This window comes from Rhodanobacter sp. Root627 (assembly GCF_001427835.1).
Classification (GTDB): Bacteria; Pseudomonadota; Gammaproteobacteria; order Xanthomonadales; family Rhodanobacteraceae; genus Rhodanobacter; species Rhodanobacter ginsenosidimutans.
Genome location: NZ_LMGW01000001.1, coordinates 147,913 through 159,843 on the forward strand (window position 1 = coordinate 147,913; position 11,931 = coordinate 159,843).

Consider the following 11,931-nt stretch of genomic DNA (forward strand, 5'->3'; position numbering starts at 1 on the left):
AGGCACCATGAACCGCGATCTCAATGACACCTTGGTGTTCGTCAAGGTGGTCGAGCTGGGCAGCTTCACCGCCGCCGCCCGGGCGCTGCACCTGCCCAAGACCGCGGTCAGCCGCAAAGTGCAGGAGCTGGAAGCGCGACTGGGCGCCCAGCTACTGCATCGCACCACCCGCAAGCTCGGACTGACCGAGGCGGGCAGCATTTATTTCGCGCATTGCCAACGCATTGCGCGCGACCTCGACGAGGCGGAAAGTGCGGTAAGCGAGTTGCAGAGCGGACCGCGAGGCTGGTTGCGCGTTACCGCAACGCACACGGTGGGCAACTTCTGGGTCGCGCCTTTGCTAAGCGAATTCCACGCACGCCATCCGGAAGTGCACGTGGAACTGCTGCTGAGCAACGACAATCTCGACATCGTCGCCGACGAGATCGACGTGGCGATGCGCGTGGGCACGCTGGCGGATTCAAACCTGGCGGCGCGCAGGCTTAGCGTGTTCCACCCTGCAGTCTACGCGGCGCCGCGCTACATCGAGCGTTTCGGCGAGCCGCTGCATCCTGACGATTTGATCCACCATCGCGCATTGGCGCAGACCAACCACCGCCACGCCAACGCCTTCACCTGGACGCTGGGCGATGGCAACGGCAAGCCGCGCGACTTCCCGGTCAACCCGGTGATGGTCTCGAACGACCCAAGCGCGCTGCGCGCGGTGTTGCTGGGCGGCGATGGCATCATGCTGACCAGCGACGTGATGGTGCGGGCCCACGTCGAGCAGGGCCTGGTGCAGCGGGTACTGGCCGACTGGCGCGGTCCGGACGTCGACCTCCATGCGCTCTTTCCGCGCGGACAGGTGCAATCGCCGAAAGTACGCGCCTTCGTCGACTTCCTGGTCGAACGGCTGAGAGTCAACGAGAATTACATGCGCGCGCTCAGCGACGACACCCCGCGCCCCGAACAGTTGGCGGCCGAATCGGCGGCGGCGAAAGCCTGACGGAGCCAGGTTCGCTTCCCCGCAAGCAGCAAGTGAACGTGGTCCCGTTCTTGCCGAAAGTTGGCGTCTGTCACTTGGCTCCGGCATCTTCCCATGGCCTGCAACTGTTCACCTGCTGCGCCCGTGAGCCTGGTCCAGATCGGCGTGACGGTAGGCCCGGGACTGATCGTTTTATCCGGATACCGCGACTGGCAAGTTCGCCCGAATGTCTTCCCCATTTTGAGGTTGAAGAATTCACAGCCTCTCATTGCTCCTTCTTGAACAGGTCCTGGAAAATCAGCGGACCCCAGACGCGTCCGCGTGCCTGCACCAGGTTGCCGCCCTCGTTGAACTTGCCGAGGTAGACGGGAGCGAAGCCGAGTTGCTTGGCCACATCCGCGACCTGCGCCGCGGCCGCTTCGTCGTCGCTCGACAGGAACACGACGCGGTGGCCGCCCTCGACCTTCGGGTCGGTGGCCAGGGTGCGCGACAGCAGGTGATTGAAGCCCTTCACGAATTTGGCGCCGGGGAACGACTTGGCGGCGAAGGCGGAGGAGGGGAGGTTGTCGAGCGTTTCGACGGGGTCATTCGTATTCATCGCATCGATGATCGTCTTGCCCTTCCAATCCGGAAGCAGCTTGCCGATGTCCCGGTGTCCCTCAAACAGCACCGCGAGAATGATGACGTCCGCCTTGGCGGCTTCCTGCAGCGTCTTGGGGATGACCTTGGGCCCGATCGCCTGCGCCTGCGGCAACAGCGCTTCGGGCGGCCGCCGGCTGGCGACCGTGACTTCGATATTGTTGCGCGCGAACGCGCGGGCGAGGGCCTGGCCGATGGAGCCGAAACCGATGATGGCGTAAGTCATGGGATTGTCCTTTTCACTAGGGGTTTGAAGTGGTTCCGGCCCCTGCGGGCCGGTTGCCCAACCAATCTGGGTCGCTTGACGCATCAACACAATTGACGAAACATCGTTCAATACCATCTAGTTTTTGGATAGCTGATGCTCGACAACGTCACCATCAATCAGTTGCGCGCGTTCGTGGCGGTGTGCGACCAGGGCAGCTTCTCGGGTGCGGCGCGCAAGCTCGCGCGGGCGCAGTCGGCCATCAGCCACGCGATCAAGGCGCTGGAAAGCGCATTCGACGTCGAGTTGTTCGAGCGCAACACGCGCAAGGCGCAACTTACCGCGGCGGGGCGCAGCCTCCTGCCCGATGCACGCGCGGTGATCTCGCGCACGGAGGAAATGAAGAACCGTGCCGGTTCCATCGCCAGGGCCGGCGTGCCGCAGGTGTCGGTGGCGGTCGACGCCTACTTCCCGCGCGCCCACCTGATCGACTGCCTGCGCACGCTGCAGCAGGAGTTCCCCACCGCCGCGATCAACCTGCGCATCACCACCATGCAGGGCGGCGAAAAGCTGGTGCTGGAAAGAGTCTGCGCCCTGGCTGTCACCATCAACGACGTGCCGGAAGTGAACCCGCAAGCCATCGAACGCCACTGGCTGCGCGAAGAGGAGATGGTGACGGTATGCGCGCCGACCTATCCGCTGGCCTCAACCCCCCAACCTGTCCCCGTGGACGAGTTCGGCCGCTACACCCAGATCATCGTCACCGACAACCAGCCCGGCGCGGACCAGACCCAGGAGGGTGTTGCCGGCAAGCGCCAGTGGCTGGTCAACGATCTCGGGGCGAAACGGGACTTGCTGAAAGCCGGGCTGGGTTGGGGGCATCTGCCACGGCATCTTGTGGCCGAGGATCTGGCCGGTGGGCAGCTCATCGAACTCGAGCGGCGCGCGTGGCATCTCCGGTCGCTGACGTTCGTGGTTTCACAGCGGCGGGGGCACGATCTGTCGGCGTGCGAGGCGCGGTTGGTGGGGCTGCTGGGCGAAGCGTAACTTCGTGCGAAGCGCAGTGTCCGCGGGACAACGTCCGCCGTCTGCAGGGGCCAATAGTTCCATGGCCGAGGTGTTATAACGCTCGGTGAGCAACGCACAAGGGGAATCCGGGTGTCCGACAAGGAAGCCACGGCGCGGGTAAAAATCAACAAGCTGCTGGAGCGAGCCGGTTGGCGATTCTTCGCCGACCCACACGGCCCGGCAAACATCCGGCTGGAATCCAACGTCACCCTCACCCAGACGGAGCTCGATGCCTTCGGCATCAATTTCGAGAAAACCGGCAAGGGCTTCGTCGATTTTCTGCTGCTCGATGCCAGGGGTTTCCCGCTACTGGTGCTTGAGGCGAAATCGGAAGGCAAGAATCCATTGGTCGGCAAGGAACAGGCGCGTCGCTACGCGCGGGGCAAGAACTGCCGCTTTGTCATTCTCTCCAATGGCAATCTGCACTACTTCTGGGATCTCGAACGTGGCAACCCCTACGTCATCACCTCGTTTCCCACGCCGGAGTCCGTAGTCGGCTACCAGAAGGTCAGGCCCGACCCGCAACGGCTGATCGACGAGCCCGTCGGCGACGATTACATCGCACTGACCCAGCGTCCGAACTATCGCGCCGAGGCTGGCTGGCGCAACGAGGCGGAGCGTCCCGCTTACATCAAGGCGAACAAGCTGCACTTCCTGCGCCCGTATCAGCTGCGCGCGGTGCACGCCCTGCAACAGGCCGTCAAGGATGGCCACGACCGCTTCCTGTTCGAGATGGCTACGGGTACCGGCAAGACACTCACCGCCGCGGCGGTCATCAAGCTGTTCCTGCGTTCGGGCAACGCACGCCGCGTATTGTTTCTGGTCGATCGGCTGGAGCTGGAAGAGCAGGCACGCAAGGCCTTCGTCGCGCGACTGTCTGCCGATTACCAGGCGGTGATCTACAAGGAGAAACGCGACGACTGGCGACGCGCGGAAATCGTCGTCACCACGGTGCAGTCGCTGCTGTTCAACAACAAGTACCAGCGGTTGTTCTCGCCCACCGATTTCGATCTGGTCATCTCCGACGAGGCGCATCGCTCCATCGGCGGCAATGCGCGTGCGGTGTTCGATTACTTTATCGGCTACAAACTGGGCCTGACCGCCACGCCGCGCGACTACCTCAAGCGCTTCGATGAAGCCAAACCCACCACTCGCGATCCACGCGAGGCCGAGCGCCGACTGCTGCTCGACACCTACCGTACCTTCGGCTGCGAAAACGGCCAGCCCACGTTTCGCTATTCATTGATCGACGGCGTGAAAGACGGTTACCTGGTCAACCCCACCGTGGTCGACGCAAGAACCGGCGTCACCACCCAGCTGCTCTCGGACAAGGGCTTTGTCATCGAACAGGTCGACGAGAACGGCGAAAACCAGAAACAGACCTACAAGCAACGCCAGTTCGAGAAAACCTTCTTTTCCAAGGCCACCAACGAGCTGTTCTGCAGAACTTTCCTTGAACACGCCCTGCGCGATCCGGTCAGCGGTGAAATTGGCAAGTCCATCATCTTCGCGGTCAGCCAGAACCATGCCGCCAAACTCACGCAAATCCTCAACGAGATGGCCGACCGCATGTACCCCGGCAAGTACCACTCGGACTTTGCCGTGCAGGTGACTTCGCTGATTCCGGACGCCCAGCAGTTCACCATCAATTTCACCAACAACAACCTGCTCGGCTCGGCCAACTTCCTGCCCGGTTACAAAACCAGCAAGGCCCGCGTATGCGTCACGGTGGGCATGATGACCACTGGTTACGATTGCCCCGACCTGCTCAACCTTGGCCTGTTCCGCCCGATCTTCTCGCCCACCGACTTCATCCAGATCAAGGGGCGCGGCACGCGCAAGCACGACTTCCTCGAAGAGCTGTCCGACAACGCGCTCAAGGCGTCTATCGTCAGCGCGCAAAAGACCGCCTACAAGCTGTTCGATTTCTTCGCCAACTGCGAATACTTCGAGGAAAAATTCAATTACGACCAGGTCTTGAAGCTGCCGCAGCCGCGCGAAGGCGACACCGACGGCAATGGCGGTGGCACCAGCCCGGATGGCTATGCACACCTCGGCCAGGACACGCTCGATGGCATCAAGGAGGAAACCGTCAGCCCCGAGGGCATGAAGGTCGATCGCATGTTCTTCGCCCGCTTCGAGGAAACCGTGCGCGACGACGCCACCATTTCCGCCGCCATCGAGGCCGGCCAGTGGGATCGAGTGATCGACTACGTCAACCGCGAAGTGTTCGACAAGCCGGAGGAGTACTACACGCTGGACAAGCTGCGCCAGGCCGCCGCGGTAGATCGCCGGCTGACACTGCGCGAGATCCTGGAGAAGATCTTCGGCCTGATCCCGCGCTTCAAGTCCAAAGACGAACTGCTGGAAGAGGAGTTCGCCAAATTCATCGCCGACCGCAAGCCCGAGGAAGTACGTGCCGTGCCGGCGATCAGGAACTTCTTCAAGGCCTACGCCACCAGCAACGAGTTGCGCCACATCATCGACAGCCGCGACTTCGCCTACCTCAACACGCACCCCGCGTTCACCGCCAGCGACTTCCGCGCGGTGCCGGAGAAGTACCGCGCGCTGATCCCCGAATACGTCAAGGATTACGTATCACTGAACCAGTTCACCCTCTAACCCGCTCAAGGACGAACGATGAAAGCCAAGACCACCACCCTCGACGTGAAGGGTTCCGCCATCACGGTGCGCCAGCGTGATGGCGAGGATTACATCAGCCTTACCGACATCGCCCGCTACAAGAACGCCGACCGCACCGACGATCTGGTGCGCAACTGGCTCAGAAACCGCAACACGCTCGAATTCCTGGGCCTGTGGGAGCAGCTCAACAACGACGCTTTCAATCCCGTGGAATTCGACGGGATTAAAACGCAGGCCGGCCTGAACAGCTTCACGCTGACCGCGAAGCAATGGATCGAGCGGACCGGTGCCATCGGTATCACCTCCAGCGCCGGCCGCTACGGTGGCACCTACGCGCACAAGGACATCGCATTCGAATTCGCGACCTGGGTGTCGGTCGAGTTCAAGCTGTTCCTGATCAAGGAATTCCAGCGCCTCAAGCAGGACGAGAACCAGCGCCTGTCGCAGGCGTGGGACCTCAACCGCACCTTGTCCAAGCTCAACTACCGCATCCACACCGACGCCATCCGCGACCACCTGATCCCCGCCACGGTCACCGCCGCGCAAGCCGCCGAGACCTACGCCAGCGAGGCCGATCTGCTGAATGTTGCCCTGTTCGGTCAGACCGCCCGACAATGGCGCGCTGCCAACCCAGCCCAGGCCGGCAACATGCGCGACGAGGCCAGCGTCGAACAGTTGCTGGTGCTGGCCAACATCGAAGGCATGAATGCCGAATTCATCCACATGGGCCTGGCCCAAGGTGAGCGGCTCAAGCGACTCAACGCCATCGCCATCCGCCAGATGCAAACCCTGACGGCGCGACCGGCTGCACCACGATTGAAGGAATAGCGCCGCACCATGCTCGACACCGAAACCAAGCGCCGCATCGACAACGCCCGCGACATCCTCGTCGGCAAGGTGCCCGACCCGAAAAGCCAGGTCGAACAGATCACCATCGCGCTGATCTACAAGTTCATGGACGACATGGACGCCGACAGCGAGGAGCTCGGCGGCAAGCGCAAGTTCTTTGCCGGCGACTACGCGCATTACGGCTGGGCGCGGCTGATGCACGCCGGCCTCGGCGGCCACGAGATGCTGAACCTGTACGCCGAGGCGATCACCACGATGCCGGAAAACCCCGGCATCCCGCCGCTGTTCCGCGACATCTTCAAGAACGCCTACCTGCCTTATCGCGATCCGGAAACGCTGAAGTCCTTCCTCAAGATCATCGACGAGTTCAGCTACGACCACAGCGAGCGGCTGGGCGACGCATTCGAATACCTGTTGTCGGTGCTGGGTTCACAAGGCGACGCAGGCCAGTTCCGCACGCCGCGCCACATCATCGACTTCATGGTCGAGCTGGTCGACCCGAAGAAAACCGACACCGTGCTGGACCCCGCCTGCGGCACCGCCGGCTTCCTGATCTCGTCGTGGAAGCACATCCTCAAGGCCAATACCGACGCCGAGGGCCAGAACACGCTCAACCACGACGACCGTGAGCGGCTGGCCAGGAATTTCATCGGCTACGACATCTCGCCCGACATGGTGCGGTTGTCGCTGGTCAACCTGTACCTGCACGGCTTCGCCGACCCGCACATCTTCGAGTACGACTCGCTGACCAGCCAGGACCGCTGGAACGAAACCGCCGACGTGATCCTGGCCAACCCGCCGTTCATGTCGCCCAAGGGCGGCATCAAGCCGCACAACCGTTTCTCGGTGCAGTCCAAGCGCAGCGAAGTACTGTTTGTCGACTACATGGCCGAACACCTCAGCGCCAATGGCCGCGCCGGCATCATCGTGCCCGAAGGGGTGATCTTCCAGAGCCAGACCGCGTACAAGAAGCTGCGCAAGCTGCTGGTCGACGAATCGCTGGTCGCCGTCGTCTCGCTGCCCGCCGGCCTGTTCCAGCCGTACTCCGGCGTCAAGACCTCGATCCTGATACTCGACAAGTCGCTGGCCAAACGCAGCGCCAGCATCGGTTTCTTCAAGATCAGCAACGACGGTTTCGGGCTGGGCGCGCAACGCAGGGCCATCGACAAGAACGACCTGCCGCAGGCACAGGCGGAGATTGGCGAGTATCTGCGGCGGTTGCGAGCCGGGGAGTCGGTGGAGGATTTCGAGCCGGCGCTGGGGTTGATCGTGGCGAAGGAGAAGGTTGCGGCGGGTGGTGACTACAACTTGAGTGGCGAGCGGTATCGGAATTCCAGCCCTAAATCGCACCTATTCACGTTGATCAAGATCGGTGACGTGTGCGCAACGTCCTCAGGCGGCACCCCGCTAAGTGGAAAGGCTGCCTACTATGAAGGAGGGACAATTCCGTGGCTACGCAGCGGGGAGGTTGCGCAAGGGCCCGTGTTCCGTTCAGAGCTATTCATTACGGAGGAAGCGCTAAAGAATTCGTCGGCCAAACTGTTCCCTGTAGATACGGTACTTGTGGCGATGTATGGCGCAACTGCAGGTGAGGTCGGAATTCTGCGTTTTGCTTGCACAACTAACCAGGCAATCTGTGGAATATTACCGGGAGAACGACTTGTCCCAGAGTTTCTGTACCTTCTTCTCAAGGCCAATAAGCCCGCGTTGATTCGGCTAGCTGGTGGTGGAGCGCAGCCGAATATTTCTCAAAAGATTATCCGTGAATTCCAAGTCCCCTTGCCGCCGCTGGATGTGCAGCAGGAAATCGTGGCGGAGATCGAGGGCTACCAGAAAGTCATCGACGGCGCTCGCGCGGTACTCGACAACTATCGCCCACACATTCCCATCCATTCCGATTGGCCGACGGCCGACTTGAAGGATGTCTGTGAGGTGATCAGCGACGGTGACCATCAGCCGCCGCCGAAATCTCGGGACGGCGTTCCGTTTGTGACGATCTCAAATATCGACGACCGGAACCAGATCGATTTCTCGAAGACCTTTTTCGTGTCTCGGGAATACTACGAAGGCCTGAAATCCACGCGGCGACCGCAACGCGGCGACATCCTCTACACCGTTACCGGCTCCTACGGAATTCCTGTCCTTGTCGAGTCCGACCGCGAGTTTTGTTTTCAGCGCCATATCGGCCTGATCCGTCCCGACGCCGCCATTGTTTCAACCCGGTATCTCTATACCCTCCTGTTGTCACCGTTCATGAAGGTGCAGGCAGATGAAGCCGCGACGGGAGTTGCGCAAAAGACCGTCGCCTTGAATTCGCTTCGTGGTTTCAAAGTCCCCTTGCCCTCCCGTACCACCCAAGAAGCAGTTGCCGCCGAGATCGAAGCCGAGCAAGCCCTCGTCAACGCCAACCGCGAACTGATTGCACGCTTCGAGAAAAAGATCGCCGCCACCCTCGCGCGCATCTGGGGTGACCATGACGCGGCATAACCGGCGATGCCGCAGATCAGGAAGCAAGCCACGATGAGCCGTGTATTTTTCTCCTATTCGCACAAGGACGAAGCCCTGCGCGACCAGCTTGAGGTGCATCTGTCCGCGCTGAAGCGCGACGGCACCATCACCACCTGGCATGACCGGCGCATTACCGCCGGCGACCCGCTGGGCCAGAGCATCGACGAGCAACTGGAACACGCCGACCTGATCCTGTTGCTGGTCAGCCCGGATTTTCTCGCTTCCGACTATTGCCACGACGTGGAAATGCAGCGCGCGCTGGTGCGGCATGCCGAAGGCAGCGCGCGGGTCATCCCCGTGATCCTGCGTCCGTGCGACTGGCAGCATTCTCCGTTTGCACACCTGCTCGCCGCACCCACCGATGGCAAGCCGATCACCCGCTGGCCGGATATGGACGAGGCATTTCTGGACGTGGTGCAGCAGATCCGTGCTGCACTGCCCGCAACGCATCTACCCGTTCAACGCCCCGCACCTACCACCGCGTCATCCATCCCAGCCACGGCCGCAGGACCGCGATCCAGCAACCTGCGCCTGCGCAAGCAGTTCAGTGATGCCGACCGCGATCAATTCGTCGACGACGCCTTCGAATTCATGGCCCGCTACTTCGAGAATTCCCTGAACGAACTGGCGGCCCGCAACAACACTATCCAGGGACGATACAAGCGTCTCGATGCGCAGCGCTTCAGCGCAATCATCTACGAAGCCGGGCAGACGCGCGCCGAGTGCACCATCCGGCTTGGTGGGTTCTTCGGCAAGGGCATCACCTACTCGGATGGGGCCAACGCGGCCGGCAACAGCTACAACGGCATGCTTACTCTCGAGAACGACGACCAGCACCTGTATTTGAGCGCCAGCATGTCGATGATGAACGGGGGCCGGGATCAGCGATTGGGCTTCGAAGGCGCCGCCGAACACTACTGGTCAATGCTTGTGGCGCCACTTCAGCGCTAGCTATTACGGTCAGCGGATTTGGTGGGAAAACAATGGAGGCCCCTGTCTTCCATGACCTCGTTGGCCGATGGTAGGTAGGCACCGCATCATTACGTCGCCCGCTTCCGCGCCTCCGCTTCCGCGCCTCCGCTTCCACCTGCGTATCAGGCTCCCCAAAGCGCCTTCCACTTCCGCGGTGATTGTCCGGATGCGCCTTGCGCACGACAGCGCGGCTTCGCTGCCCGTAGCCCACGCAGGACGCGATCACCTTCAAGGGGCGTCCACGGTGTAGGGCCTTTTTGCAGCCGCATGCGCGCCTTGCCGGGAGCGTCCCGGCGGCACACCGGCGTTTCGCGGAACGTGGTGGAAGACGCTGCGCGACATGCCGGCGGCGTGCGCCAGTCCGGACAGCAGGCTGCCGTGCACGTCGCCGCTTTCCATCAGCGGCCGCAGGATCTGGACCGTCACCAGTTCGAACGGGCGCTCGATCAGTGCGATGCACCCGCAGGGCTGCTCGAAGGCTTCCTCGAATAGCAGCGCCAACTCCGGCGCGGCGCTGGCGATGTTTTCCGGTCATCGGAATATGCGCCACCAGCGGCGCAAGTCGGTTGGCGACGCCGTACTCCTGATCAAATTTACAGGATTCCATATCACCGAAAGTCCTGATGGGGCGCGCAAGATATCTCCACCGAGCAACACCGCCCGGCATTCTCCGCTCAACAGGAGCTACCGCCATGTCCATCCAGAAAGTCCCCAATGCCGCCACCGCCACCGCCACCGCCACCGCCACGGGTGGGCGCGACGATCGTGCCACCTCGTCTGACAACGAGCTCGACGTGCGGCGGTCCACCCCGTCCGAACCGGGCACCACCGGTGCCACCGTGGACGGCAACTACATCGTCACCGCTGATGGCGTGCGCCTGTACTACAAGGATTGGGGCCCCAAGGATGGCCCGGTGGTCACACTCAGTCACGGATGGCCGTTGAGCTCGGACAGCTGGGAATCGCAGATGCTGTTCCTGGCCGACAAGGGCTACAGGGTGATCGCCCACGACCGCCGCGGCCATGGCCGTTCCAGCCAGCCATGGGACGGCAACGACATGGACCATTACGCCGATGATCTCGCGGCCGTGATCGACGCCCTCGACCTCAAGGACATCACCGCGGTCGGCTTCTCCACCGGCGGCGGTGAGGTGGCCCGCTACATCGGCCGCTACGGTACCGGTCGCATCCGCAAGGCCGTACTGGTCAGCGCCGTGACGCCGATGATGCTGCGGACCGAAAGCAATCCGGCAGGCCTGCCGGTTGAGCCCTTCGATGCGCTGCGCAACGGCTCGCTGGCCAACCGGTCGCAGTTGTACCTGGATATCGCGTCCGGCCCGTTCTACGGCTTCAACCGTCCGGGTGCCAAGGCCTCGCAGGGCTTGATCGACAGCTGGTGGGCGCAGGGCATGCAGGCCGGCCACAAGAACACCTATGACTCCATCGCGGCGTTCTCGGCCACCGATTTCCGCGAGGACCTGAAAAAGTTCGACGTACCGACACTGGTGGTCCACGGCGACGACGACCAGATCGTGCCGTTCGATATCTCCGGAAAAGCTGCCGCCGCGCAGATCAAGGAGGCCAGGCTGATCGTCTATCAGGGTGCGCCGCATGGCCTGACCGACACGCACAAGGACCGCTTCAACCAGGACCTGCTGACCTTTCTCGAGGAATGAGCGAACCGCTTCGGCACGCCGACCGTGGACTTTCCACGGTCGGCTTTTTCGTTTCAGAAGCAAGGGAAAACCAGCAGCCCGGTTCGGGGCGGGCCAAAACGGAGTCGGGTTACTTCCAGTTTGTCCGAGCAGGTTCGCCGCTTGCGTACCTACGCCTTCGCCGCCTCACTCTCCCCAAGCGCCTTCCATTCCCGCGGTGATTGCCCGGAGTGCGCCTTGAACGCACGGGAGAGGGCGGCCTCGCTGCCGTAGCCCACGTCGGAAGCGATCACCTTCAGGGGACGTCCGCGGCGCAGCGCCTTTTGTGCCAGCCGCACGCGCCAGCCTTGCAGGTAGCGCCCCGGCGTCGTGCCGACGGTCTCGCGGAACGTGGTGGCGAACACGCTGCGCGACATGCCGGCGACGTG

The 11,931-nt window shown here is 62.4% G+C and carries 10 protein-coding genes; 7 read left to right on the plus strand and 3 right to left on the minus strand.

Annotated features, from left to right (window positions below; genetic code table 11):
• Window positions 1-7 precede the first annotated feature (7 nt).
• Complete coding sequence (locus ASD68_RS00730; RefSeq protein WP_056602522.1) at window positions 8-985, plus strand: LysR family transcriptional regulator; 978 nt, start codon at window positions 8-10, stop codon at window positions 983-985.
• Between the two features lie 244 nt (window positions 986-1,229).
• Here ASD68_RS00730 and ASD68_RS00735 read toward each other — a convergent pair whose 3' ends face one another.
• A complete protein-coding gene (locus ASD68_RS00735) occupies window positions 1,230-1,946 on the minus strand; it encodes an NAD(P)-binding domain-containing protein (RefSeq protein ID WP_235578593.1) in 717 nt (238 codons plus the stop codon).
• 18 nt (window positions 1,947-1,964) lie between these two features.
• On the opposite strand from ASD68_RS00735, the gene ASD68_RS00740 reads away from it, so the two are divergent.
• The 5 genes from ASD68_RS00740 to ASD68_RS00760 all read left to right on the plus strand — a co-directional run bounded on the left by ASD68_RS00740 (window position 1,965) and on the right by ASD68_RS00760 (window position 9,827).
• Window positions 1,965-2,855: a LysR family transcriptional regulator gene (locus ASD68_RS00740; protein ID WP_056602526.1), complete on the plus strand. Its 891-nt coding sequence runs from the start codon at window positions 1,965-1,967 to the stop codon at window positions 2,853-2,855.
• Between the two features lie 111 nt (window positions 2,856-2,966).
• Window positions 2,967-5,498 carry a DEAD/DEAH box helicase family protein gene (locus ASD68_RS00745; protein ID WP_056602529.1) on the plus strand — a complete coding sequence of 844 codons (2,532 nt, stop codon included), beginning with the start codon at window positions 2,967-2,969 and terminating at the stop codon, window positions 5,496-5,498.
• Window positions 5,499-5,516: 18 nt separating this feature from the next.
• Complete coding sequence (locus ASD68_RS00750) at window positions 5,517-6,347, plus strand: KilA-N domain-containing protein (protein WP_056602531.1); 831 nt, start codon at window positions 5,517-5,519, stop codon at window positions 6,345-6,347.
• Window positions 6,348-6,356: 9 nt separating this feature from the next.
• Window positions 6,357-8,855, plus strand: coding sequence for an N-6 DNA methylase (locus ASD68_RS00755; protein ID WP_056602532.1), 2,499 nt, complete (start codon window positions 6,357-6,359; stop codon window positions 8,853-8,855).
• A 33-nt stretch (window positions 8,856-8,888) separates the two neighbouring features.
• Complete coding sequence (locus tag ASD68_RS00760; RefSeq protein ID WP_056604942.1) at window positions 8,889-9,827, plus strand: toll/interleukin-1 receptor domain-containing protein; 939 nt, start codon at window positions 8,889-8,891, stop codon at window positions 9,825-9,827.
• A 249-nt stretch (window positions 9,828-10,076) separates the two neighbouring features.
• On the opposite strand, the gene ASD68_RS00765 is transcribed toward ASD68_RS00760, so the two are convergent.
• On the minus strand, window positions 10,077-10,349 hold the full coding sequence (locus ASD68_RS00765) for a hypothetical protein (protein ID WP_056602534.1): 273 nt from the start codon (window positions 10,347-10,349) through the stop codon (window positions 10,077-10,079).
• A gap of 191 nt (window positions 10,350-10,540) precedes the next feature.
• Here ASD68_RS00765 and ASD68_RS00770 point away from each other — a divergent pair, with 191 nt between their 5' ends.
• The gene (locus tag ASD68_RS00770; RefSeq protein WP_082545901.1) at window positions 10,541-11,524 is read left to right on the plus strand and encodes an alpha/beta hydrolase; all 984 of its coding nucleotides are present in this window, start codon (window positions 10,541-10,543) and stop codon (window positions 11,522-11,524) included.
• Between the two features lie 149 nt (window positions 11,525-11,673).
• Here the strand turns inward: ASD68_RS00770 and ASD68_RS17180 are convergent.
• On the minus strand, window positions 11,674-11,931 hold a 258-nt coding region (locus ASD68_RS17180; RefSeq protein WP_235578594.1), incomplete at its 5' end, for a helix-turn-helix transcriptional regulator.